This window comes from Rothia endophytica (assembly GCF_039543885.1).
Lineage (GTDB): Bacteria > Actinomycetota > Actinomycetes > Actinomycetales > Micrococcaceae > Rothia > Rothia endophytica.
Genome location: NZ_BAABKP010000001.1, coordinates 995,028 through 1,019,171 on the forward strand (window position 1 = coordinate 995,028; position 24,144 = coordinate 1,019,171).

The 24,144-nt window shown below is 56.8% G+C and carries 20 protein-coding genes and 2 tRNA genes; 18 read left to right on the plus strand and 4 right to left on the minus strand.

Annotated features, from left to right (window positions below; genetic code table 11):
* Positions 1 to 21 precede the first annotated feature (21 nt).
* Entirely contained in the window at positions 22 to 1,254 is a 1,233-nt protein-coding gene (locus ABD982_RS04495) for an alkylhydroperoxidase domain protein (RefSeq protein WP_345445084.1), read from the plus strand.
* A gap of 102 nt (positions 1,255 to 1,356) precedes the next feature.
* Here the strand turns inward: ABD982_RS04495 and ABD982_RS04500 are convergent.
* Positions 1,357 to 1,430 (minus strand) — tRNA-Gly (locus ABD982_RS04500).
* A gap of 188 nt (positions 1,431 to 1,618) precedes the next feature.
* On the opposite strand from ABD982_RS04500, the gene ABD982_RS04505 reads away from it, so the two are divergent.
* The 10 genes from ABD982_RS04505 to ABD982_RS04550 all read left to right on the plus strand — a co-directional run bounded on the left by ABD982_RS04505 (position 1,619) and on the right by ABD982_RS04550 (position 10,898).
* A tRNA-Pro gene (locus ABD982_RS04505) sits at positions 1,619 to 1,693 on the plus strand.
* 119 nt (positions 1,694 to 1,812) lie between these two features.
* Complete coding sequence (gene tig, locus ABD982_RS04510; protein ID WP_345445086.1) at positions 1,813 to 3,120, plus strand: trigger factor; 1,308 nt, start codon at positions 1,813 to 1,815, stop codon at positions 3,118 to 3,120.
* Between the two features lie 222 nt (positions 3,121 to 3,342).
* Positions 3,343 to 4,347 carry a siderophore ABC transporter substrate-binding protein gene (locus tag ABD982_RS04515; protein ID WP_345445088.1) on the plus strand — a complete coding sequence of 335 codons (1,005 nt, stop codon included), beginning with the start codon at positions 3,343 to 3,345 and terminating at the stop codon, positions 4,345 to 4,347.
* A gap of 76 nt (positions 4,348 to 4,423) precedes the next feature.
* Entirely contained in the window at positions 4,424 to 5,410 is a 987-nt protein-coding gene (locus ABD982_RS04520) for an ABC transporter permease (RefSeq protein ID WP_251378871.1), read from the plus strand.
* Positions 5,403 to 6,467, plus strand: a complete 1,065-nt coding sequence (locus ABD982_RS04525; RefSeq protein WP_345445090.1) for an iron chelate uptake ABC transporter family permease subunit — start codon at positions 5,403 to 5,405, stop codon at positions 6,465 to 6,467. Before ABD982_RS04520 ends, ABD982_RS04525 begins: the two co-directional genes overlap by 8 nt.
* Positions 6,464 to 7,219 (plus strand): iron ABC transporter ATP-binding protein, encoded by a 756-nt coding sequence (locus tag ABD982_RS04530; RefSeq protein WP_251378869.1) that lies wholly within the window; start codon positions 6,464 to 6,466, stop codon positions 7,217 to 7,219. Before ABD982_RS04525 ends, ABD982_RS04530 begins: the two co-directional genes overlap by 4 nt.
* A gap of 183 nt (positions 7,220 to 7,402) precedes the next feature.
* Entirely contained in the window at positions 7,403 to 8,026 is a 624-nt protein-coding gene (locus ABD982_RS04535) for an ATP-dependent Clp protease proteolytic subunit (RefSeq protein ID WP_285835620.1), read from the plus strand.
* Between the two features lie 32 nt (positions 8,027 to 8,058).
* On the plus strand, positions 8,059 to 8,736 hold the full coding sequence (locus tag ABD982_RS04540; protein ID WP_251378868.1) for an ATP-dependent Clp protease proteolytic subunit: 678 nt from the start codon (positions 8,059 to 8,061) through the stop codon (positions 8,734 to 8,736).
* 234 nt (positions 8,737 to 8,970) lie between these two features.
* Entirely contained in the window at positions 8,971 to 10,257 is a 1,287-nt protein-coding gene (gene clpX, locus ABD982_RS04545) for an ATP-dependent Clp protease ATP-binding subunit ClpX (RefSeq protein WP_345445095.1), read from the plus strand.
* 17 nt (positions 10,258 to 10,274) lie between these two features.
* The gene (locus tag ABD982_RS04550) at positions 10,275 to 10,898 is read left to right on the plus strand and encodes a mycothiol-dependent nitroreductase Rv2466c family protein (protein WP_345445097.1); all 624 of its coding nucleotides are present in this window, start codon (positions 10,275 to 10,277) and stop codon (positions 10,896 to 10,898) included.
* Between the two features lie 244 nt (positions 10,899 to 11,142).
* On the opposite strand, the gene ABD982_RS04555 is transcribed toward ABD982_RS04550, so the two are convergent.
* On the minus strand, positions 11,143 to 12,588 hold the full coding sequence (locus tag ABD982_RS04555) for an LssY C-terminal domain-containing protein (RefSeq protein WP_345445099.1): 1,446 nt from the start codon (positions 12,586 to 12,588) through the stop codon (positions 11,143 to 11,145).
* A 138-nt stretch (positions 12,589 to 12,726) separates the two neighbouring features.
* Positions 12,727 to 15,348 (minus strand): valine--tRNA ligase, encoded by a 2,622-nt coding sequence (gene valS, locus ABD982_RS04560; protein ID WP_345445100.1) that lies wholly within the window; start codon positions 15,346 to 15,348, stop codon positions 12,727 to 12,729.
* Between the two features lie 100 nt (positions 15,349 to 15,448).
* On the opposite strand from valS, the gene ABD982_RS04565 reads away from it, so the two are divergent.
* Both ABD982_RS04565 and ABD982_RS04570 read left to right on the plus strand, forming a co-directional pair.
* Positions 15,449 to 16,240, plus strand: a complete 792-nt coding sequence (locus ABD982_RS04565) for an SDR family oxidoreductase (protein ID WP_345445102.1) — start codon at positions 15,449 to 15,451, stop codon at positions 16,238 to 16,240.
* 255 nt (positions 16,241 to 16,495) lie between these two features.
* Positions 16,496 to 17,242 (plus strand): sirohydrochlorin chelatase, encoded by a 747-nt coding sequence (locus tag ABD982_RS04570; protein ID WP_345445104.1) that lies wholly within the window; start codon positions 16,496 to 16,498, stop codon positions 17,240 to 17,242.
* On the opposite strand, the gene pdxY is transcribed toward ABD982_RS04570, so the two are convergent.
* Positions 17,232 to 18,086 (minus strand): pyridoxal kinase PdxY, encoded by an 855-nt coding sequence (pdxY, locus tag ABD982_RS04575; RefSeq protein WP_251378861.1) that lies wholly within the window; start codon positions 18,084 to 18,086, stop codon positions 17,232 to 17,234. The genes ABD982_RS04570 and pdxY overlap by 11 nt on opposite strands.
* A 263-nt stretch (positions 18,087 to 18,349) precedes the next feature.
* Here pdxY and ABD982_RS04580 point away from each other — a divergent pair, with 263 nt between their 5' ends.
* From ABD982_RS04580 to ABD982_RS04600, 5 genes are read left to right on the plus strand one after another with little or no spacing between them, the layout of a single operon-like run.
* Positions 18,350 to 19,150 carry a phosphoadenylyl-sulfate reductase gene (locus tag ABD982_RS04580; RefSeq protein ID WP_345445107.1) on the plus strand — a complete coding sequence of 267 codons (801 nt, stop codon included), beginning with the start codon at positions 18,350 to 18,352 and terminating at the stop codon, positions 19,148 to 19,150.
* Positions 19,132 to 20,061: a sulfate adenylyltransferase subunit CysD gene (gene cysD / locus ABD982_RS04585; RefSeq protein WP_425570009.1), complete on the plus strand. Its 930-nt coding sequence runs from the start codon at positions 19,132 to 19,134 to the stop codon at positions 20,059 to 20,061. The genes ABD982_RS04580 and cysD overlap by 19 nt, the downstream gene beginning before the upstream one ends.
* Position 20,062: 1 nt before the next feature.
* Positions 20,063 to 21,358 (plus strand): sulfate adenylyltransferase subunit 1, encoded by a 1,296-nt coding sequence (locus ABD982_RS04590; protein ID WP_345445111.1) that lies wholly within the window; start codon positions 20,063 to 20,065, stop codon positions 21,356 to 21,358.
* Positions 21,359 to 21,383: 25 nt separating this feature from the next.
* A complete protein-coding gene (locus ABD982_RS04595; RefSeq protein WP_345445113.1) occupies positions 21,384 to 22,331 on the plus strand; it encodes a sulfite exporter TauE/SafE family protein in 948 nt (315 codons plus the stop codon).
* A 5-nt stretch (positions 22,332 to 22,336) separates the two neighbouring features.
* Positions 22,337 to 24,070 carry a nitrite/sulfite reductase gene (locus tag ABD982_RS04600; RefSeq protein WP_345445115.1) on the plus strand — a complete coding sequence of 578 codons (1,734 nt, stop codon included), beginning with the start codon at positions 22,337 to 22,339 and terminating at the stop codon, positions 24,068 to 24,070.
* Positions 24,071 to 24,144 lie beyond the last annotated feature (74 nt).

A 24,144-nucleotide genomic window follows, 5' to 3' on the forward strand; every position in this document is an offset into this window, starting at 1 on the left:
CAACGGCTAAGAGGATACAAAATGGATATTATTAACTTCTTATCAGGCACAGACCTTGCTGAACGCAATGATCGGCTCCAGGCAAAAGACAATGCCCAACTTAGTTTTGAGGTACTTTTGGAGGGAGAGTTGCCAGAACGCTACGCTGTCGCAGCGTTTGTTGCTGGTCTGCACAGGTCCCCAGTAGCTGAATTTTATTTTGATCTTCTAGGCGATGAAAACCCAGGCCTGATGCAACCTGTGGCTGAGGCTGTAGCTGCCGGTTTGGACACCTGGGGTAGCGGACCGTCAGAGCAGGGGCAGGCACGATGGTTCTCAGCCGCAACCCTACCTCATGCCGATTCTCTGGGCCAGCGACTCGTCGCTGCACTGGATTTCTCCCACTTCCTCGTCTTTCACCCTGTTGATAGCACCCCGGAGCGGCTAGCGGCTTTGGCCAAGGTTTTTACTGAAGACGAGACCGTTACTCTGGCTCAGTTGATTTCTTTTCTGGCCTTTCAGCTGCGAGTGGTGCACGGGCTAGTCGTGCTGGACGGGCGAGAGACTGCACTGTTACCGGCCCCTGCCTCCACTGCACCTGCTATTACCGTGGCCAGTGATGAGGGTAGCGCACCCACGGCACTAACTGGGGGAGTGTATGAGGTGCTGACCTACCCCCACCTGGTGGAACCTAGCCACTTTGTACACCATTCATTGGGCTGGAAACCCTGGGTGCCGATTCTGGGCGAAGAGGAACTGACGGAAGCGCACCTGGAGGCCATGATTCTTCCGGAACGGGCTAAATCAGCCTATTTCAGGCTATTAGCCAGGGACCCTCAAGCGCTCAAAGCACGAACCTTGACCGACCTCGATATCTTTTACAACATTGACACCGGAATTGGGCGGGCTGAGCGGGAGCTTGCTGCGACTGTTGCTTCCCGTCTCAACGGTTGCATCTATTGCGCTTCTGTTCATTCAGCTCGTACCCTCGAAGAATCAACAGGTAGGGTTGCTGACGTTGAGCGGCTGCTGGACCAGGGTGTTGGAGCTGATCTGGGGTCAGATACCTGGAATTCTATCCGTGATACTACCGTTGCACTGACTCGCACCCCCATCGATTTCGGGCAGCGCCATGTGCATCAGCTGAAGGCATTAGGGCTTGAGACCGGTGACATGATTGACATCATTAACGCTGCTGCCTTCTTTAACTGGGCTAACCGGCTGATGCTATCTTTGGGTGCCGCAGAAGTACCGCGCCGTTTCCGAAACCACTAGGTGCCCCCTCTAGCTGTAGGGGTGCATCTTCGCCTACCGCTCAACTGCGTTGTTCTACAAGGCGAAAAGACCCGGTGAGCGTTACAGCTACCGGGTCTTAGGTGGAGGGGATGACGGGAATCGAACCCGCGTAATCAGTTTGGAAGACTGAGGCTTTACCATTAAGCTACATCCCCGAATATTCAGTTATATCCTCGAAGGACTTGTTCAAGTAAACACGCATTTGGGACACATGTCAAATGCTGATGATGTTGTTTTAGGGGGTGTGATTAACCGGTTGAAAGACACGCTGAGAGCATAACCAAAACCTGGGTTAGGTAAAACTGCAGTGAACAGGTAAACTCGTATTTGCTTCCGTGCAAAACGGGGTGTGGCGTAGCTTGGCTAGCGCGCCTGCTTTGGGAGCAGGAGATCGCAGGTTCGAATCCTGTCACCCCGACGTGAATAACGCGAGACCCGCCGGAAACGGCGGGTCTTTTGCTTTATTCCCGCAAACCAAGATATATCACCGCTCAAACCCGAGCTGTGGTCCCATCAATTATCAGGAGATCAACGGACGTGAAGACTGCCGTCGAGAAGATCAACCCGACCCTCGCAAAGATTGAGGTCGAGGTCCCCTTCGCTGAGTTCAAGCCTTACCTTGACCGCGCTTACAAGACCCTGGCAGGACAGATTAATGTTCCCGGCTTCCGTAAGGGCAAGACCCCCAAGGCTCTCATCGAGCAGCGTGCAGGCTTCGATTTCATCGTTGAAAACGCACTGAACGAGGCGCTGAACAGCTACTACTCACAGGCTCTGGCCGAGAACGAACTGACCCCCTTGGCTCAGCCTGAGCTGGATATCATTTCCAAGCCTGAAGAGGATGCTCGCGAAACTGACCTCCACCTAGCCATCGAGGTCACCGTTCGCCCCGAAATTGAGCTCCCCTCCTATGAAGGTATCAAGGTTGAGGTTGCAAACGTAGAGGTTTCAGAGGACGACGAAAAGCAGGCACTGGATGCCCTGCGCGGTCGCTTCGGCACCCTCAAGACCGTTGAGCGTCCCGCCGCTAACGATGACTTCCTGACCATCAACATCGCTGCTGAAATCGACGGTGAAGAGGTTGACGCTGCTAACGACCTGTCCTACCAGGTTGGCTCAGGCACCATGCTAGATGGCCTGGATGAAGCTGTTCTGGGTCTCTCCGCTGACGAAGACGCTACCTTCACCACCAAGCTGGCCGGCGGCGAGCACGCCGGGGAGGAGGCAACCGTCAAGGTTAAGGTCTCCGCTGTTAAGGAACGTGAACTGCCCGAGGCAGACGACGACTTCGCTCAGTTGGCATCAGAGTTTGACACTATCGACGAGCTGAAGGCTGACTTGGCTAAGCAGGCCGCAGAATCAAAGGTTGCTGAGCAGGGCTCAGAGGCTCGCGACAAGGTTCTGGAAGCTCTGGTTGAGCTTGTTGAGATTCCCGTGCCTGAGAAGGTTATTGATGAGCAGGTGGAGCAGCACTTTAGCGCTCCCGGTTCAGAGGACGACCACGACAGCGAAGAGCACCGCGCTGAGGTTCGCGAAAACACCATCGCGGCTTTCAAGAACGAAATCATCCTTGATGCTATTGCTGAGAAGGAAGATGTATCCGTTGAGCAGTCAGAACTCATTGACTACATCATTACCATGTCACAGCAGTACGGTATGGACCCCAACCAGTTCGCTCAGATGCTGGATGGTTCCGGTCAGTCCGGCATGATTGTCGGCGAGGTTCGCCGTTCAAAGGCTCTGGCTGCAGTTCTCGCCAAGGCTGAGGTTAAGGACGCCGACGGCAAAGCTGTTGACCTGACCTCATTCCTGGGTCAGAACGAAGAGGCTGCTTCCGCTGAGTAGTCCCGCCTAGCGTTTCAAGCTAACGAGAAAACGCCCCCACCGCTACATCGGGTGGGGGCGTTTTCTCATCAAATCGGTGCGATAATTGATTAGGTTACAAAAATGTGACGTAAAGAGGGCTTTTTGTTTGAAATAGGTGTACCTTACTTGTAAGGTTAGGTGGGACTTACTTCGATGACGGGGTGGGCCTGGCCCTGATAAAAACACCACAAGGAAACCTACGTGAAGCAGAACTCTTTCTCTCTCATTGCAGTCACCACAGTGCTAGCGCTGGCGCTGGCTGGCTGCGGCGCCAATACTGCCTCTTCTGAATCATCGGCTGACACTTCTGCAAGTTCTTCAGCTCAAACCGCTCAGGAGATCACGATTACCGACAATTACGGTGAGGTGACTGTCTCTCAGCCCGTGCAGAAAGTGGCTTCCACTGATAATAGGACTTTCGAAGTGCTTGATGCCTGGGGTATTGACCTTGTAGCCGCCCCTGTTCCCCTCATTCCTTCAACGGTTGAAAACTATAAAAATAACCCAGATATTACTGATATCGGAACTCACCGCGAGCCCAATCTTGAATTGCTGGCTGCTGAAGAGCCGGATCTCATTATCAACGGTCAGCGTTTTACCGACCACTACGAAGAGATCAAAACTCTCAACCCCCAGGCGGCTATTATTGAGCTAGAGCCTCGAGAGGGTGAGCCTCTGGAGGCTGAACTTAAGCGTCAGGTTACTACTCTGGGTGAAGTTTTTGGCAAGCAGACTGAAGCTGAGCAGCTGATTGCTGATTTTGATGCCGCTCTCAAGCGCGCTAAGGACGCTTACGACGGCGAATCAACGGTCATGGCAGTTAATGTTTCCGGTGGAGAAATCGGTTTCATCGCCCCCAGTAAGGGCCGCACCTACGGCCCAATTTTTGACCTCCTTGACCTCAAGCCAGCTCTTGAAGTAAATGATTCCAGTGATAACCACCAGGGCGATGACATATCTGTTGAAGCAATCGCTGAGGCCAACCCGGACTGGCTCTTCGTGCTGGACCGCGACGCCGGGGTGAGCAGCGTCGAAAGTGCAGAACCTGCAGCCGATGTGATTGCAGCCAACGCAGCACTTGCTAATGTGACAGCGGTGAGCAAGGGCAATTTGCAGTACGCTCCTAAGGATACCTACACCAACGAATCAATCATCACCTACACCGAGATTCTCAACGATATCGCAGATAAGTTTGAAGCGGCTTAGTAGGCAGTTTCAGCCCTAGACCCAAGAAAAAGGAGTCACCCACACCGAGCGTGCGGGGTGACTCCTTGAGGCATTTATGACGACGATAACTAGTAACCGAGCTAAAAGCACCCGTGCGCCACTTTTTGATACTAAACTGCTGATTGGCCTACTGGTCGTTCTTGCTCTACTCGCGGTCTCCTTGTTAACGGGGGAGTATGACATTTTTGGGAAGTCTGATGGATCCCAGATGTTTGCCAATACCCGTATACCGCGCACGATTGCGCTGGTACTGGCAGGAGCAGCTATGGCTATGAGCGGGCTGGTCATGCAGATGCTCACTCAAAATAAATTTGTGGAGCCAACTACCACGGGCACCACTGAATGGGCAGGGCTGGGGCTACTTTTTATGCTCTTTTTCTTCCCGGCGTCCACGGTGTTACAGCAGATGATGGCTGCGGTTTTCTTTGCCTTTATTGGTTCTATGGTCTTCTTCCTCTTTCTACGCAGGGTTTCGCTACGTTCTTCTCTCATCGTGCCGATTGTGGGAATAATGCTGGGTGCGGTGGTCAGCTCGTTTTCAACCTTCTTTGCCTTGCAGACCAACCTTTTGCAGAACCTGGGCGTCTGGTTCGCCGGTAGCTTTACCTCGGTAATCCGCGGTCAGTACGAGGTCTTGTGGGTAGTCCTTGCCGTGGTAGCGGTTATCTTTTGGTATGCGGACCGGCTGACGGCTGCCGGCCTAGGGGAAGAATTCGCCACCAACGTTGGGCTCAACTACGCCCGCATCATGCTGGTTGGTACCGTACTTATTGCGGTAGCCACCGGAGTGGTGACAGTTGTTGTTGGTTCTCTACCTTTCCTCGGGCTGATCGTGCCCAATATGGTCAGCATCTTTCGTGGAGACGATCTGCGCTCTAACCTTCCCTGGGTGGCACTGACGGGCGTTGGAGTGGTTACTGTCTGTGATCTGATTGGCCGTCTTATCATCGCACCCTTCGAGATACCTGTCTCTGTCATCTTGGGCATTGTTGGTGCTCTGGTCTTTATCTTCCTGATTATGAGGGGACGCCGACGTGTATAAGAAACCTGCCACGCGCCGCCTACTACCCGTCCGATCTTTATCAGCGCCTAAGTCTTACCGCAGTGCTGGTGCCTTTAGAACCCTCGGTGCAGCTCGCCGCTATTGGATCATTTTGGCCGTACTCGGGGTCATTGCTGTATTAGCTGCCTTTGGTTTACTCGCCTATAAGAATCCTTTTGAAATGGGGAGCCAGAAATGGTGGTTGATTGCCGAACGCCGCGGCAACGCACTCATTGCGATGGGAATAGCCGCCGTCTGCCAGGCAGTAGCAACCATTGCCTTTCAGACGGTGACCAACAACCGCATCATTACTCCAGGCATCTTGGGCTTCCAGGCTCTTTACACTGCTATTCACACAGCTACCGTCTATTTTGCAGGGGTTACAGGGCTGGTTGCTGCTCGGACGCTCGACACCTTCATCTTCCAAACCATCATGATGGTAGCCCTCAGCCTGTTGATTTACTCCTGGCTGCTGACCGGTAAACACGCCAATATGCACGTCATGCTTCTGGTAGGAGTTGTTATTGGGGGCGGTCTTGGCTCGGTATCAACCTTCATGCAGCGAATGCTGACACCCAGCGAATTCGATGTGCTCACTGCCCGCCTCTTTGCTTCGGTCAATAATGCTGAACCCGAGTATTACCCCATCGCTGTTCCACTGGTGTTGGTTAGCGTCCTGATTCTCTGGGCAAAATCCCGCACCCTCAATACCCTCAGTTTAGGTGCCCCTGCGGCAACCAATCTCGGGATTTCCTATCGCCGCCAAGCAATTGTGGTTCTTGTCCTGGTCTCTGTGCTCATGGCAGTTTCTACAGCCCTCGTTGGCCCCCTTACATTCCTGGGTTTCCTTGTGGCTACGATGACCTACCAGGCAACAGACACCTTTGATCACCGTTATCTTTTCCCCATGTCTATCCTGCTTGCCTTCGCCACCCTGGCAGCTGCTTACTTCATCATGAACCACATCTTCTCAGCTCAGGGTGTTGTAGGTATTATCATCGAACTGGTCGGCGGTATCGCCTTCCTCATCATTATTCTCAGAAAGGGCAAACTGTGATCACCCTCGAGCAGGTCGCCAAATCCTACTCATCAGAAACCAGTATCGGGCCCGTTGATCTCAGCATCCCAGCCGGGGGCATCACCGCCCTGGTGGGCCCCAACGGCGCGGGCAAATCCACTCTTCTTACCATGATGGGGCGCCTTCTCGATATTGAAACCGGCACCATCACCGTCGGCTCTTTTGACATTGCCTCCACTAAATCAAAAGACCTGGCTAAGGTTCTCTCCATCCTGCGCCAGGAAAACCACTACGTCACAAAACTCACCGTGCGTCAGCTCGTAGGGTTTGGCCGCTTCCCCTACAGCAAAGGGCGCCTGACCCGGCAGGATGAAGAGATCATCTCCCGCTACATCGACTTCCTTAACCTCACTCAACTAGAGCACCGCTACTTAGAAGAGCTCTCCGGAGGTCAGCGTCAACGTGCCTATGTAGCCATGGTGCTCTGCCAGGAAACAGAATACGTACTGCTGGATGAACCGCTCAATAACCTCGATATCTCGCACTCAGTGCAAATGATGAAGCACCTGCAGGCAGCCGCCCGTGAATTTGGCAGAACCATTATCGTGGTACTTCACGATATTAACTTTGCCGCCCGCTACGCCGACCACATCTGCGCCATCAAGGACGGCAAACTAGCTGCTTTTGGCACGGTCGGAGAAATCATGCAACCGGAGCTACTGACCGAAATCTTCAACACGGAAATCGAGGTTCTCCAGGGCCCTAGCGGCCCCATCGCCTGCTACCACTAGAGGGGACGCAGGGTGTCACTGGGTATGTTTGTTCGCCCAGAGCGGTCACAAAAGGTACCGCTACATGCCATCAGCGAACTGAGCCCCTTTTACCCCTCGCGCCGGCGTTTTTAGCGATAATCTGAATGTCAAGAAAATCTTTGGTGCCCACCCGGCACCTGACCCGATTGAGGAGCTGACTTTATGTCATTCAACCTTCCCGCAGCAACGCAGGTACCGGTGATGGAAACCCCCATGGGCGGCCAGGACGACTACGTCTACAACCGTTTGCTCAAGGAACGTATTATTTGGCTGGGATCAGAGGTGCGTGACGATAATGCCAACCGCATCTGTTCACAGCTTCTCTTGCTTTCGGCAGAAGATCCCGAAGCTGATATTTACCTTTACATCAACTCACCCGGTGGTTCAGTCACCGCTGGCATGGCTATCTACGACACCATGCAGCTGATTCCCAATGATGTGGTCACCGTTGTCACTGGTATGGCTGCTTCCATGGGCCAGTTCCTGCTGACCGCAGGAGCTCCCGGTAAGCGCTACTCAACCCCCAACGCCCGCATTCTCATGCACCAGCCCTCCGGCGGCATTGGTGGTACAGCATCTGATATCCGCACTCAGGCCCAGCTCATTCTTGACATGAAGAAGCGCCTTTCGCAGATTACCGCTGAGCGCACCGGTCAGAGCTTAGAGACCATCCTGCGCGATAATGATCGCGACAACTGGTTCACCGCTGAAGAGGGCCTGGAATACGGCTTCTTCGACAAGATTCTTGACCGCATCGGCCCCGCAACCAGCGCCACCGATCAGTAACCGGCAACTTTAGTTTTTTCAGGAGAACACGAATGATTCACCTTCCCTCATCTACCGCGCCTGCCGGTATGCCCACCGACCGATACGTGTTGCCTAACTTTGAAGAGCGCACCCCTTACGGCTACAAGCGCCAGGATCCCTACGCTAAGCTGTTTGAGGACCGCATTATCTTCTTGGGTGTACAGGTGGACGACGCGTCAGCTGACGATATTATGGCCCAGCTGCTGGTTCTGGAGTCGCAGGACCCTGATCGCGACATCACCCTTTACATCAACTCACCCGGTGGTTCCTTCACCGCGATGACCGCTATTTACGACACCATGCAGTACATCCGCCCTGAAATTCAGACTGTTTGTCTGGGTCAGGCCGCTTCTGCGGCGTCAGTTCTGCTGGCTGCGGGTACCCCTGGCAAGCGTCTGGCACTTCCCAACGCTCGCGTGCTCATTCACCAGCCTGCTCTTTCAGGTCAGCAGGGTGGCCAGGCGTCTGACATTGAAATTCACGCCAATGAAGTGATGCGCATGCGTGAGTGGACTTCAGAAACTCTTGCACTGCACTCTAACAAGACCTTTGAAGAGGTCGACAGGATTATTGAGCGCGACCACATCCTCACGGCTTCGGGGGCTAAGGAGTTTGGCATTGTTGACCAGGTGCTCGAATCCCGTAAGGCAGTAAAGCCCACCTTCAACACCGCTAAGAAGCACGACTAAGAACTCATAGCTTTTCAGTGGCCAGGACGCCGCCTACCGCACCCACCAGCATTGGTCGGGTCACCGGTAGGCGGCACCCTTTTTAGGTCAAATACAAAACCTACGTGGTGTGGGCTAAGAGGTTATTCACTTATCTTCATCTAAACGTAATATTGCAACGGTGTCAGCAGTCTTGGGTCTATCCCCATTAAGGGGTAGATTAGGAGTGATATACACGAGGAAAGGCGGAGTTCGATGGCGCGTCTCGGCGACAGTGCGACACTTCCTAAATGCTCATTTTGCGGTAAGAACCAGCGACAGGTGCGAAAGCTCATCGCTGGGCCGAATATCTACATCTGCGATGAGTGCATTGAACTGTGCAACGAAATCCTCGAAGAAGAGCTGGCCGAGGTCAAAGACCTAGGCGCCACGGTAGAGTTACCAACACCCCGCGAAATTTTTGACCACTTGCAGGAATATGTCATTGGGCAAGAGGCTGCGAAGAGAGCCCTATCTGTAGCTGTTTACAACCACTACAAGCGAATCCGCGCCCTGAGTGCCACTGCCTTTGATGCCCAAGAAATCCTTGCCACTGAAGGTGAAGATGTTGAAATCGCTAAGTCTAATATTCTCTTAGTTGGACCTACGGGCTCAGGTAAGACCTACCTTGCTCAGACCCTGGCTAAAAAACTTGATGTTCCTTTCGCTGTTGCCGATGCGACCTCGTTAACGGAGGCAGGCTATGTCGGTGAGGATGTCGAGAACATTCTGCTCAAACTTATTCAGGCTGCTGATGGTGATATTGAGAAAGCGCAGCGCGGCATTATCTACATCGATGAGATTGATAAAATCTCGCGCAAGGCAGATAACCCCTCTATCACTCGTGATGTTTCAGGTGAGGGGGTGCAGCAGGCGCTGCTGAAAATTCTTGAAGGCACCGAGGCTTCTGTGCCGCCCCAGGGTGGCCGTAAGCACCCACAGCAAGAGCTCCTGCGTATTAATACTTCAAATATTCTCTTTATCGTGGCTGGCGCTTTTGCCGGTATCGAAGAGATAGTAGGCGGACGCGTTGGCCGTAAGGGAATTGGCTTTGGAGCTTCCATCGAACAAGCCTCCAAGGATTCAGACATCCTCACTAAGCTGATGCCCGAGGATCTCCTTAAATTTGGGTTAATCCCAGAATTCATTGGCCGCCTCCCGGTACTTGCCACCCTAGGCAAACTGACTGAAGAAGACCTGGTTGCCATTCTGACTCAACCCAAGAACGCACTGGTCAAGCAGTACAGGCGCATGTTTGCCCTCGATGACGTTGAGCTGATTTTTGAGGATGCCGCCATTGAGGCTATCGCTCGTCAGGCAACGGCAAGGGATACCGGCGCTCGCGGACTGCGTTCCATTATGGAGAACCTCTTGCAACCAGTCATGTTTGATATTCCCAGCCGTCAGGATGTCACCGCTGTCATCATTGATGAAGCGGTGGTGCTGGGGGAAAAGGACCCCATTCTGGTGGTCGAAAAAGATGTTGAAAAGAAATCTGCCTAATCATAAAAGAAGAAGTTATGGCTCAGAATACTGTTGATTTTTGGTTTGATCCTACCTGCCCCTGGTGCTGGATGACCAGCCGTTGGATTAAGGATGTGGAGAAGCTCCGTGATATTTCGGTGACGTGGCACCCCTTCTCACTCGCTGTTCTCAATGAGGGGAGAGATCTTGACCCCGGCTACCGTAAGCACGTTGATAACACCTGGGGCCCAGCACGTGTATCAACCGTCGTGGCGGAGCAGTACGGACAAGAAAAGTTGGACGAACTATACACGGCACTGGGTGAGCAAATTCATCACCAGAAGAACACGGAAGGCACCTACTTTGAGAAGGCTATTGACGCTGCTTTAGCAGCTGTCGGTCTTCCAGCAGAGTTAAGCCAGGTTGCCTTCACCGAAGAATACGACGAGCAGATGCGCGCCTCGACACGTCAGGGGCTGGATGCTGCTGGTGGCGACGATATCGGCGTCCCCTTGATGAGCATCAATGGGGTAACTTTCTTTGGACCTGTCATGAGCCCGGCGCCTACGGGTGAAGAAGCTGGCAAGGTTTTTGATGCAGCTGTCACTCTGGCTGGGTACCCCGGTTTCTACGAAATAAAGCGCCCCCGAAAGGTTGGCCCCATTTTTAACCAGAAGTAGAAGTTTCAGTGGCGAGATAACGCAAGCTTAAGCGCCAGATCAGCTTAAGGCTACTGCCATCACCCTCTACGGGCTAACCGTCTGCCCCCAACTTTGAAGAACTCGCAGGAGCTCTGGGCCGCCACAGGCTCGGGGCTTCCTGCGTGTATATCACCAATCTCGATACAGTTGACCGTGAAATACTTGAGCAACTAGTTATTCAGGCATGGGCAGCTGATAGTGAGGGTTACTCTGCCTCAGGCTGCTAGCTAGCGCTGTTTGCTTTCTGCTGACGTCGGCCACGTCGGGTTTCAGTGGCGTTATGCGTGTAGTTGACCGCTCCGTCATCGGTGAACTCAATGAGTGCAAAGACGTGGACCGCCATCAGAACGTAGACGGCGTAGAGCGTACTGACAGAAGCCTGGCCGGTGAAAACGGTAATGGCATTAATGACGAAAGAAACGCTCAGCAGGGCTAAGAGAACCTTGCGGGCACGCCGACGCCCCCGAATCACAGCAGCTGAGAGGATAACCTGAACCAGTGCGAGGGTCACCAGCGCACCAATGAGGGTGATATCGGCATATTGGTTGGTGAAATCAGCGAGGGCAACATCTCTGTCGCCCAGTAGGGTAAGGGACGACGCAGTGTAATCAGGCAGGTGCAACAGACCCAAGCCCAGCTGAATCAGCGCTAGGACGCCCACACAAGCCGCAGCGGCCCAGACACTGAGCGGTGCCTGCTCCGCGAGTTGCCAGGGTGTGCGGTGGTAAGAGTAGCGGGACTCTTCATGGTGATCGTGGATCTCCATAGCCTCTTCGACAACATCGTGCACATCTAGAATGGGCAAGTGACCATCGGTGATGATGTTATCTCCGCCGCCGTTGCGTGAGTGGTAACCGGTCGAGAAATCCTTGATGACATCAAGCGAGGTGCTTGAGGGATGGCAATAACGCACTGTATCGACCACATAGTCACGTTCTTTATCGGTTTCAGCATCAATCTTGTGAGTCACTTGGAAAGTGAAGAGGGAGAGACCGACGGACCGGTCGTAGGTAGCGGCAGATAGCCAGTCAACCTCAGCACCACCGGGCAACTTCCAATCTGCCGGAGTCTTCCAGAACCTAATATGATGGCGCTTGCTAGGGGAGCCGTCAACTTCCTGCTGGTAGGCGAAATCCTCTTTTCGGTTGAAGAGGAAAAGTGGTGAAACCGGTGCCGTAGGGTAGGGGAGGCGGCGGATGGTTCTGATAATGATCCGCCAGGAAGAAGCCAAAGTAACCGGTTCCGCTTTGTGCCAGCCGGCATTTTTCATGGCACGGTGAACGTCTACTGACTCGCCCTGAAAAGCCAGATTGACGGGGTCCCCCAAGAGACCGTCGTTAGTGCGGGTGCGGCCAATAAAGTAGCTGGGCACATAAAGGGTGGTGAGGATTCTGTGCAACCGTGGCAACGTCATGTAGGCGGCGATACCCCAGAAAACAAGAGCTAAAAGGATTCCCCACCAGCTGTGATGCACCGCGTCCACCAGGGCCACGATAGCCAGCCATGCAGAGGCAAGCCCAGCGAAGACAAAGAAGAAATGATCCAACCAGCTTCCATCAACCCGGCGGTCTGCCTGTGTGAAGGGGTGCAGAAGATTGCTGGGATTGCTGTCATTTCCACCACGGTAGACGGGGTAGCCAGAATCGAAGGGACGCCGAGTGGTGGGCACGCTACTCCTCAACGGTTGAGCTTGATAGTTAGGGTGTACCCATTCTACCGGGGCAGTAAATGGGAATACTCCTATAAAAGGCGCCCCGGTTACCTTCGTGAGGTACCCGGGGCGCTTAGAGTGGGGGGTGAGTTGCGCCTACTCGGCGTCTTCTACCAGAACAACGTCAGAGACAGTCAGCTCGCCTTTACCCTCAACTAGGGTGATGGCGCGGGCGTTGCCGGCAGCCTTGAGGTCGTTCAAACCTGCGGTCAGTCGGGTAACGTCAGCGGCAGAAGCGGTGATGACAGCGCTCTCAACCTCGGTGCGTTGTTTGACCTGGGCCTCGCTCTTTGCCTTGCGCAGCCCACTTAGAGCGGTTGCAACGGTGGGCAGCACCTCGGCATCAGCATCTGCTACCAGTGCTGCATAGCCTTCGGTGGTGGGCCAGGGTGCACGGTGCACGGAGCCAGCACGCCACCAGCTCCAAATCTCGTCGGTGACGAAAGGTAGGAAGGGAGCGAAGAGACGCAGCATAGCATCGAGGGTCGTTGCAAGAGCCGCCAGAACTGAGGCCTGCTGGTCTTCACCCACGTTGCCGTAAGCGCGATCCTTGATAAGTTCTACGAAATCATCGGTAAAGTGCCAGAAGAAGGTCTCTGAGATTTGCAGAGCACGGGCGTACTCGTAGTTCTCAAAGGCTTCGGTGGTGCTCTCAACTAGGGTGTTGAGGCGTGCCAGTAGGGATAGATCCAGCTCGTTGACGACCGTGGTGGCCTGCTCGGGGCTGGTCAGCACTGAATCAGCGGTAGCACCCAGACCCAGAACAAACTTAGAAGCGTTAAGCAGTTTGATCGCCAGGCGGCGGCCAATCTTCATCTGCGCTTCATCATAGGCGGTATCGGCGCCCAGCTTTGCGGAAGCAGCCCAGTAGCGCACCGCGTCCGAACCGTACTTTTCAAGGACGTCGTTGGGGACCACCACGTTGCCCTTGGACTTTGACATCTTCTTGCGGTCCGGGTCCAGGATCCACCCCGACAGGGCGGTGTTGGTCCAGGGAACGGTGTTCTCCAAGGAGTTGGAGCGAACCACGGTCGAGAAGAGCCAAGTGCGGATGATGTCGTGACCCTGAGGACGCAGGTCCATGGGGAAGGTGACTTCGTGCAGTTTCTCGTTCACGGCCCAGCCAGTAGCAATCTGCGGGGTCAGGGAGGAGGTCGCCCAGGTGTCCAGGACATCGGGGTCAGCAACGAAGCCTCCGGGCACTCCACGCTGATCTTCGGTGAAACCGGGGGCAGCCTGGGAAGCCGGGTCAACGGGGAGCATGTCCTCGGTGGGCAGGATGGGAGCATCGTAGTTGGGCTCGCCCTCAGCATCCAGTGCGTACCAGATGGGGAAGGGCACGCCGAAGAAGCGCTGACGGGAAATGAGCCAGTCGCCGTTGAGACCCTCAACCCAGTTCTCGTAGCGGGAGCGCATGAAGGCAGGGTGCCAGGTCATTTCGCGTCCGCGCTCTATCAGAGCCTCGCGGCGCTCGGTATCACGACCACCGTTGCGGATGTACCACTGACGGGAGGCTACGATTTCGAGGGGCTTATCACCTTTTTCGTAGAACTTGACCGGGTGGGTGATGGGCTTGGGCTCGCCGTCCATTTCACCGACTTCGACCAGCATCTCAACAACGGTCTTCTGGGCGGTGAAGACGGTAGCGCCAGCCATACGCTTGTAGCGCTCGCGTCCCTCTTGGCTGGTGATCCACTCCGGAGTCTCGGATGAGAAGCGGCCGTCGCGGCCGATCAGGGCGCGGGTGTCCAATTGCAGTTCGCGCCACCAGGTGACGTCGGTGGTATCGCCGAACGTACAAATCATGGCGATACCGGCACCCTTATCCGGCTGGGCTAGGGGGTGGGCCTTGATTTCGACTTCAACACCGAAGAGAGGAGAGGTGACCTTGGTGCCGAAGAGAGGCTTGTAGCGCTCGTCATCGGGGTGGGCGACCAGAGCAACACAGGAGGGCAGTAGCTCGGGGCGGGTAGTCTCGATCCAGACCTTCTCGCCGTTCTCGCGGTGGAAGGAAATGCGGTGGTAGGCGCCGGGTCGTTCTTTGTCTTCTAGTTCTGCCTGGGCAACCGCGGTGCGGAAGGTGACATCCCACATGGTGGGGGCTTCTGCCATGTAGGCATCGCCGCTTGCTAGGTCGTTGAGGAAGGCCAGCTGGGAGACCTTGCGAGAGCGGGCATCGATGGTGCGGTAGGTGTGTGACCAGTCCACGGACAGACCCAGGGTGGTGAAGAGTTCTTCGAAGACCTTTTCGTCTTCAACCGCTAGAATTTCACAGAGTTCGATGAAGTTCTGGCGGGAGATGCGGGGCCAGTCACGCTGGTTCTTGGCGGGCTTTTCGGGCGCTGTGAAATCGGGGTCATAAGGGATCGCGGGGTCGCAGAGTACGCCGTAGTAGTTCTGCACGCGGCGTTCGGTGGGCAGACCGTTATCGTCCCAACCCAGGGGGTAGAAGACGTTCTTGCCCTTCATGCGCTGGTAGCGGGCTATCACGTCGGTCTGGGTGTAGGAGAACATGTGACCGACGTGAAGTGAACCGGACGCCGTGGGCGGCGGGGTGTCAATCGAGTAGACCTGCTCGCGGGTGGTCTTTTCGTCGAACGCGTAGGTGTTGTGCTCAGCCCAGTTCTGAGTGAACTTCGCTTCAAGGCCTTCGAGGCCGGGCTTAGCGGGGACATTGATTTCTACGGGCGTGTCTGTGCCCTGGTTGATTTCAGCCATGCTGTCCATTCTCTCATGTCTGGCTCCAGCATGCACCCGGGCAGAGGGTTCTGTGAGCAGTAGGATAGAGGTCAGAGATTACCTACCGTGAGGAGTTCACATGAACCTGCCTGCTAGCCCCTTTGCCCCCGATGCTCATGCCGGTAAGGTTGCTGTGGTGACCGGTGCCTCTTCTGGAATCGGCCGTGCCACCGCCGAGCTGATGACTGCTACCGGCTGGACGGTTTACGCTGTAGCCCGCCGCGCTGACCGCCTCGAGGAGCTGGCCTCACGCACTTCGGTGCATCCGGTCGTCCTTGATATTACGGACGCAAAGGCGGTCACCGCCCGCGCCCAGGAGATTCTGGGTGAAACCGGCGGTCGTCTCGATGCTCTCGTTAATATCTCTGGCGGTGCTATTGGGGCTGACTCTGTGGCGAATGCCGACCCTGCTGGCTGGTCGGCCATGTTCGAGCTTAACGTGATTGGCACCCTCCATATGGTCAAGGCCTTTTTGCCAGCCCTGCGCGAGAATGGCCAGGGCACCGTCCTTAACCTGACCTCAACCGCGGCTGAAGCCGGCTACGAAGGGGGAGCGGGCTACAACGCCGCCAAGTTCGGTGAGCGGGCCCTGACCGAAACCCTGCGCCTGGAAGAAGCTGAACATAACGTGCGTGTGATTGAGGTACGCCCCGGCATGGTGCACACCGAAGAGTTCTCTCGTAACCGCCTGGGGTCGGAAGATGCCGCAGCTAAGGTCTACGTTGGCGTGGACAAGCCCCTGCTGGCTGAGGATGTCGCTCAGACCGTCACCTTCGCGGTGAACGTTCCCCACCATATCAACCTGGACCACATCACCATGCGGCCGGTGGCTCAGGCGGCTCAGTACAAAGTGATTCGCCGGGCAGAATAAATCTGCCAGAAGCGTTATGCGCGAGCGGGGGCTGCTGTATGAGGCGGAATAGTTGGATGTCTTGAAAACAGTGCTATCGAAGGTAGGGTTTAGATATCCAGGCTGGCACCGTGGAGCACGTGATTGAAGAGGCAGAGACGGTCATCTTCGCTCCCGTTATGGAGAATTAATCAAGATATATGACGGGTGGGGGTGTATCTCTCATGCTGTTGATTGTCCTGTACAGTGGGTGGGGTCAGCCCCACCCACTGTGCTGTGTCAACAGCAGACTGGAGCCTCATGATTCACCTGGTCGCCGCCTCCCACGGAACCGATAACCCCCAGGGCCGTCAAGCCGTCAATCTCATCCGTGAGCAGCTCACTGCCCTGGTCGAGGCTCAGGCTCCGGGAACCTACGCTGTGCACGAAGCCTATGTAGATGTGCAAGAACCCTCCCTGCCGCAGGTATTGCAAGGCTTGCCGTCCGGGGCGACCGCCGTCCTTGTACCCCTGCTGCTTTCACCGGGCTACCACACCGAACATGACATGAGGCAGGCAGCTGCCAGCGCCAGCCACTTGACTACCACAATTGCTCGCGCACTGGGCCCCTCAGCAGCCCTTGCCAAACTCCAGCGTCAGCGGCTAGAAGAAGCGGGCTGGGACGGCTACGACGATATCGCCATGGCGGCAGCCGGTTCCTCACGGGCAGACGGCCGTGAAGCTGTGCTCTACCAGGCAGAAGTATTCAGTACCCTGCTCAGCCGGCGGGTGCCCTACGGCTTTGTCGCCGATATCGAACCTACCATCGAACAGGCGTGGGAGAGTAACCAGGCCGAATACATCTCAACCTACCTGCTGGCCCGCGGCTACTTCCACAAAAAACTCACCAAGGCTTATCAGGGCACAGAAAAGGCGGTCGTCGCCGAGCCGCTCGTGTTACCCGGTGAGGCCGCCTCTGCTGCGGTAATCGCTTCGGTTGCCCTGGAGCGGGCTAACGAAGCCCTAGCTGCTCTTAGCGCTTAACCGCTACCGCCTCAAAGGTCTCAGCAGGTTCAACGTAGGCCTGCTGGGACTCAACCAGCTGCAGTTCACGCTGGCCCGAGACCAGGGTGTTTTTCAGCAGTTCGTAGACGCTGGCGGTGGTGAGTTCCAGTGCTTCCTTCAGGCTCTTGCCCGCTGCGAAGTGAGAGGCAAAGAGGGCCTGGGTAACGTCTCCCGAGCCGTTAGCCTTCATGGGCAAGCGGGGAGTGGTGACTAGCCAGGCCTCATCGCCTGAAACGGCCAGCATCTGAATAGAGTCGTCGGGGGTTTCAGGGGTGTTGACGCTGGTGACCAGCACTGTCTGGGGGCCAACCTTCTGGACTGCGCCCACAGACTCAAGGACCTCATCTAGGGTCTTAGGGTCCGTGCCGGTTACGAAGCCCAGCTCAAACTGATTGGGAGTGATGATGTCGGCGTGCTGGATTACGCGATCACGGATGAGCTCCTGCACCTCGGGGGAGACGAAACAGCCACTGGTTGCGTTGCCCAGCACCGGGTCGCAAGAGTAGAGGACGTTAGGGTTGGCTGCGCGGGCCTTAGCAACGGCATCAAGAATGGCATCACCGATGGATGAGCCACCCTGGTAACCGGAAATAACCAAGGCGGTGTCGACCAAGCCGCCCCGCTCTTCGATGCCGGTGACAATCTCGCGGACGTCGTCACCCGAAATCAGCGGGCCTCGCCAGGCACCGTAGCCGGTGTGATTTGAGAACAGGACGGTATTGACGGGCATGACCTCGTGGCCAAGACGTTGGAGCGGGAAGACTGCGGCTGAATTACCTACGTGGCCGTAGGCAACAGCGGACTGAATAGACAAAATACGCATAAATACCATTGTGGCATGCCCCGGGTCTATCTGCGGTACGCCCGTTTCATTAGATGACAGGTAAGCCTGCCGCCAGTGGTGCACAGTAGTTGGCTCTCAGGGCCTGACGCAAACTTTAGAGCGTAAAAATTACCCCCTGTTAAGACCTATGACGTAAAAATGTCGCCCCATGACTCGGTCCCCGAAATAAATCGACCACCCCGCCCCCATAAGCCTAGACTTTCAAACAATTCGACCTTAAGAACTGTTATGAAAGGAACACTATGGAACCCTCATCCGTGAGCTTTAAAAACTTTGGTCTTGGTTCACCGGCCGCACCGCTGGAAAATCCTGCGATCAGCCCAGAGGGAACGGCCGAGCCCGCCCAGCTCTCCGACGCCGAGAAAGAGGCCAACCGGGAACTCGTGGATCGCTATGCGGATGCCCTCTACGACGCGAGCGCCGAAGAAATCCTGACCTGGGCCCACGAACATGTGGCAGGCAAGCTGGTGGTAACTCTCTCCATGGAAAACACGGTGCTGGCTGAACTAGCCAGCCGTTACCTACCTGACTCAGACTTTCTTTTCCTCGATACCGGCTATCACTTTCCCGAGACCCTTGATGTGGCTCAGCAGGTAGAGCAACGCTACCCCCAAAACCTGGTCAGGGCTAAGCCTCTGCTCACTGTCGGCCAGCAGGATGCACGCTACGGCATCAACCTCTACAGCGCCGACCCCGCCGCCTGCTGCCGCATGCGCAAGGTAGAGCCCCTGGCCGTGTCCATGGCCCCCTACACCGGCTGGATAACCGGCCTACGCCGGGCAGATTCACCGCTTCGCGCCACCACCCCGGCACTGGACATTGACCCCAACGGCAGACTGAAAATTTCTCCCCTGGTCACCTGGAGCCTGGAAGACACCGACCAGTACATCGAAGACAAGAACCTCATCGTTCACCCCCTGACCAAGGCAGGCTACCCCTCCATCGGCTGTGCCCCCTGCACCGCCAAGGTCGAAGCTGGCCAAGACCCCCGCAGCGGACGCTGGGCAGGATTCACCAAGACAGAATGCGGACTACACACATGAGCACCACAACAGCAGGAACCCTTTCACCTCACCTCAAAGACCTAGAAAACGAGTCAATCCACATCCTGCGTGAAGTAGCCGGGCAATTCGACAAGGTCGCCCTGCTCTTCTCGGGCGGCAAAGACTCCGTAGTTGTCTACGAATTAGCCCGCCGCGCCTTCGCACCTGCACCCGTGCCCTTTGAACTACTCCACGTGGATACCGGCCACAACTTCCCTGAAGTCATCGACTTCCGTGACCGCCTGGTTGAGCGCACCGGCGCCCGCCTGCGCGTTGCCAAGGTCCAGGACTGGATTGACCGGGGGGAACTTCAGGAGCGACCCGACGGCACCCGTAACCCCCTGCAAACCGTGCCCCTGGTTGAAACCATCGAGGAGCAAGGTTATGACGCAGTTCTCGGTGGCGCTCGCCGCGATGAGGAACGAGCCCGCGCTAAAGAGCGAATCTTCTCGGTGCGCGATGCCTTCGGCGGCTGGGACCCCCGCCGCCAGCGCCCCGAACTGTGGAACCTCTACAACGGCGGGCACCTGCCCGGCGAAAACATCCGTGTCTTCCCCATCTCCAACTGGACCGAAGCCGATATCTGGGAATACATCGGTGCCCGCGCTATCGAGCTTCCCCCTATCTACTTCTCCCACGAGCGCGAAGTCTTCAACCGCGACGGCATGTGGCTGACCGCGGGGGAGTGGGGTGGCCCCAGCAAGGGCGAACCCATTGGAACTCGCCGGGTACGCTACCGCACCGTCGGTGATATGAGTTGCACCGGTGCCGTGCTGTCTGAAGTCAGCACGGTACAGGACATCATCACCGAAATCTCCACCTCAACACTGACCGAACGCGGCGCAACCCGCGCGGACGACCGCCTCAGCGAATCAGCCATGGAAGACCGCAAAAAGGAAGGTTACTTCTAAAATGACTCTGCTCACCCACCCCACCGACAGCGAGGCGGCACCCGGGGCACCGGCGTCCGCCCAGCTCGCAACTCGTCAGACCCTGCGTCTGTGCACCGCCGGTAGTGTCGACGACGGCAAATCAACCTTCGTGGGCCGCCTACTGCACGACACCAAGAGTGTGCTGGCCGATCAGCTCTCAGCAGTCGAGCGCACCAGCCGTGAGCGCGGCCACGATGGCCTTGACCTATCACTACTGGTTGATGGTCTGCGCGCCGAGCGTGAGCAGGGCATCACCATTGACGTGGCCTACCGCTATTTCTCAACCGCTGAGCGCACCTTCATTCTGGCTGATACTCCAGGCCATGTGCAGTACACTCGCAATACCGTTACGGGTGTTTCAACCTCCCAGGTCGTAGTGTTGCTCGTCGATGCCCGCCACGGCGTGGTGACCCAGACCCGCCGCCACCTGACGGTCGCAGCCCTGCTGGGCGTGCGCCAAGTAGTTCTGGCGGTCAACAAGATTGACCTGGTGGATTACTCTCAGGACACCTTTGAGCAGATTCGCGAGGAATTTACGGCTCTAGCGCAGGAGAAAGGGGTTGCCGAGGTCACCGTCATCCCCATTAGCGCGCTGAAGGGGGATAACGTGGTGGAACCATCCACCAATACCCCCTGGTACACCGGCCCCACCGTGCTTGGTTACCTAGAAACCGTGGAGGTCACCGACGCTACGTCTGAGCTGGGTCTGCGCCTGCCCATTCAGTACGTCATCCGACCCCAGGGCACTGACTACCGGGGCTACGCTGGCCGTATTGCCGCCGGGCACCTGGCCGTGGGGGATACCGTGCACCTAGGGCAGGGGCGCACCAGCACCGTCACCCATATCGACACCGCAGACGGTGAAGCCGCTACTGCCACCACCGGAGATTCCATCGTGGTGCGCCTGGAAGACGATATTGACCTATCCCGCGGCGACCTCATCGCAGGAGCCGACCGCCCCGAGGGCAACCGAGAGCTCACCGCCACCCTGGTAGGACTGGCTGACACCCCCCTACGCCCCGGCGCCAAGGTAAAACTCCGCTACGGCACCTCCCTGGTGCGAGCTCGATTGACCTCCATCGACTCCCTACTCGATATCGACACCAACCATGAACACCCCGGTGAAGCCATCGAACTGAATGACATCGCCACCGTCACCCTACAACTGGCAGAAGACCTACCCACCGAACCCTACAGCGGGCGCGGGCTGGTAGGCTCCCTTTTGCTCATCAATCAGGCAGATGGCACCACCCTCGCCGCAGGACTCGTCCGCTAGAGCCCTTCACAGAACGAATACCACCATGAACAAACTACTTCTCATCGCCCTAGGCGGTCTGCTTGCCCAACTGGTCGACGGCAGCCTCGGCATGGGGTTCGGTGCCACCTCATCCACCCTGCTCCTTGCCCTTGCCGCGATGAACCCGGCCAGCGCGTCCGCAGTTGTTCATGTGGCAGAACTCGGCACCACCCTCGCATCGGGTGTGAGTCACTGGCGGTTCAATAACATCGACTGGAAGGTTGTACTTCGCCTGGGCCTGCCCGGGGCGGTAGGGGCCTTTGCCGGAGCCACACTGCTCTCCAACCTCTCCCTGGCCACCGCCAAGCCGGTCATGGCAACTATTCTGACTCTCATCGGCATCAACCTGGTCCTCCGCTTTTCAACCGGACGGCGTACCGCCCGGGGCACCGGCGCCCCCGCCACCCCCCGAACCCTCAGCTTCCTAGGGCTCTTCGGAGGATTTGTTGACGCCGCCGGTGGAGGAGGCTGGGGACCGGTCACCAGTTCCACCCTGATGAGCATCGGCAAAACAGAACCCCGCCGAATAGTGGGTACCGTCAATACGGCTGAATTCCTGGTGACCCTAGCAGCTAGCCTGGGCTTTGTTCTGGGCATGTGGCAGGAACTGACTGAGCACCTCCTGCCCGTCCTCGCTCTGCTAGCCGGCGGTGTCCTCGCTGCCCCGTTTGCCGCCTGGCTGGTCACCCGCATCAACCCCACCGCACTCGGGGGCTTTGTGGGCACCTGCCTCGTCGTAACCCACCTGCCCTACCTCATCGGCCTTGCCCCGGCTCTTGCTCCCTATAGCCTGCCGCTGATTCTGGCAACTGCCCTGACCGGACTGTTCTTGAGCGTCCGCGGGGTACTGCGAAGCCGCCAGCTGACACCGCGCCGTCCCACCGGCTACCAGGAAACAGTTCCTCCCTCAATTCACCCTCTTGCTACCAGCACCACACACACGAAAGACTAGAACCCATGGCAAAAACCCTCACCGCCCGTCCTGACCAGGCCGCAACCCCGTCTCGTCGCAAACCTGTCTCTAAGAAGCCCAACGGTCAGTGGAAAATCGACGGCAAGACCCCGCTCAATGCCAATGAAGAATTCAAGCTAGCTGACGACGGCTTGCACGTGCGCGAGCGTATCATCGACACCTACTCCAAAGAAGGCTTCGATGCCATCGACTCAGATGATCTCCACGGACGCTTCCGCTGGTGGGGACTCTACACCCAGCGTAAGCAGGGGATTGACGGCGGACGCACCGCCACGCTGAGCCCAGAAGAGCTTGAAGATAAGTACTTCATGCTGCGCGTGCGAATCGACTCAGGTCAGCTCACCACCGAGCAGACCCGCGTAATCGGGGAAATCTCCCGAGATTTCGCCCGTGATACCGCCGATGTGACCGACCGCCAAAACGTGCAGCTGCACTGGGTGCAGGTAGAAGATGTGCCCGAAATCTGGCGCCGCCTGGCTGAGGTGAATCTCGATACCACTGAGGCCTGCGGCGACGTTAGCCGCGTCATTCTGGGCTCGCCCTTAGCCGGTATCGCGGCTGACGAACTGATTGACCCTACCCCGGTCATCCATGACATCAAAGAAAAGTACATCGGCGACCCTGCCTTCTCGAACCTGCCACGCAAGTTCAAGACCTGCTTCACCGGCCACCCCAGCCAGGACGTCGTCCACGAAATCAACGATATTGCTTTCGTAGGTGTGACCCACCCCGACCTGGGCGTCGGTTATGACCTGTGGGTGGGTGGGGGTCTATCCACTAACGCCAAGCTGGCCGAACGCCTCGGTGTCTTCGTCACCCAGGACCAGGCCGTTGAGGTCTGGAAGGGCGTCATCTCCATCTTCCGCGACTACGGCTACCGCCGCCTGCGCAACAAGGCCCGCCTGAAGTTCCTGGTCGCTGACTGGGGCGTTGAAAAGTTCCGCCAGGTACTAGAACAAGAGTACCTGGGTTACGCTCTGCCCGACGGCCCCGCCCCCGAGACCCCCACTGTGACCGGTGATCATGTTGGCGTGCACGCTCAGAAGGACGGCAAGTTCTACATCGGTCTGACCCCCACCGTGGGCCGCATTAGCGGTAGCCAGCTCATTGACTTAGCCCACCTGGTTGAAAAGTACGGCTCCACCCGCCTGCGCACCACCCCTTACCAGAAGCTGGTCGTGCTCGACATCGAAAAAGATGATGTTGAGCCCTTCATCGCCGAAGCTGAGAAACTGGGCTTTTACGCGCGTCCGTCCGTCTTCCGCCGCTCTACCATCGCCTGCACCGGTATCGAATACTGCAAGCTGGCGATTGTGGCAACAAAGTCCACCGCAGAGCGGGTGATTGATAACCTCGAAGAGCGCCTAGCCGATGTTGCTGACCAGCTCCCGGAGCGCCTGACCCTGCACATTAACGGCTGCCCCAACTCTTGCGCCCGTATTCAGACCGCAGATATTGGGCTCAAGGGCCAGATAATTACTACCGAGGACGGACGCCAAGTACCGGGCTTCCAAGTACACCTCGGTGGGGGTCTGGCCGACTACCAGAACGATGCAGCCGGCACCCTTGGGCGTACTGTGCGCGGGCTTAAAGTTGAAGCTGACCTTCTCGAAGACTACCTTGAGCGCCTGATTCGCGCCTACCTGGCTGAGCGCGCGGACGCGTCCCTAAGCTTTGCCCGCTGGGCAATGGAGGCGGACGAGCAGCAGCTGGTCTAGAGCTAGTTCTTAGACGCGTCCGCCGGTTTTCTCACTCCTTAGAAGGAGAAAACCGGCGGACGCGTCGAAATCTA

Coding starts and splice junctions, on each gene's coding strand:
- ABD982_RS04550 (WP_345445097.1), top strand. CDS start 10,275: ATGGCTCAGAATACTGTTGATTTTTGGTTTGATCCTACCTGCCCCTGG.
- cysD (WP_425570009.1), top strand. CDS start 19,132: ATGCGGACTACACACATGAGCACCACAACAGCAGGAACCCTTTCACCT.
- ABD982_RS04540 (WP_251378868.1), top strand. CDS start 8,059: ATGATTCACCTTCCCTCATCTACCGCGCCTGCCGGTATGCCCACCGAC.
- ABD982_RS04535 (WP_285835620.1), top strand. CDS start 7,403: ATGTCATTCAACCTTCCCGCAGCAACGCAGGTACCGGTGATGGAAACC.
- ABD982_RS04580 (WP_345445107.1), top strand. CDS start 18,350: ATGGAACCCTCATCCGTGAGCTTTAAAAACTTTGGTCTTGGTTCACCG.
- ABD982_RS04590 (WP_345445111.1), top strand. CDS start 20,063: ATGACTCTGCTCACCCACCCCACCGACAGCGAGGCGGCACCCGGGGCA.
- ABD982_RS04595 (WP_345445113.1), top strand. CDS start 21,384: ATGAACAAACTACTTCTCATCGCCCTAGGCGGTCTGCTTGCCCAACTG.
- ABD982_RS04565 (WP_345445102.1), top strand. CDS start 15,449: ATGAACCTGCCTGCTAGCCCCTTTGCCCCCGATGCTCATGCCGGTAAG.
- valS (WP_345445100.1), bottom strand. CDS start 15,348: ATGGCTGAAATCAACCAGGGCACAGACACGCCCGTAGAAATCAATGTC.
- pdxY (WP_251378861.1), bottom strand. CDS start 18,086: ATGCGTATTTTGTCTATTCAGTCCGCTGTTGCCTACGGCCACGTAGGT.
- ABD982_RS04600 (WP_345445115.1), top strand. CDS start 22,337: ATGGCAAAAACCCTCACCGCCCGTCCTGACCAGGCCGCAACCCCGTCT.
- ABD982_RS04520 (WP_251378871.1), top strand. CDS start 4,424: ATGACGACGATAACTAGTAACCGAGCTAAAAGCACCCGTGCGCCACTT.
- clpX (WP_345445095.1), top strand. CDS start 8,971: ATGGCGCGTCTCGGCGACAGTGCGACACTTCCTAAATGCTCATTTTGC.
- ABD982_RS04495 (WP_345445084.1), top strand. CDS start 22: ATGGATATTATTAACTTCTTATCAGGCACAGACCTTGCTGAACGCAAT.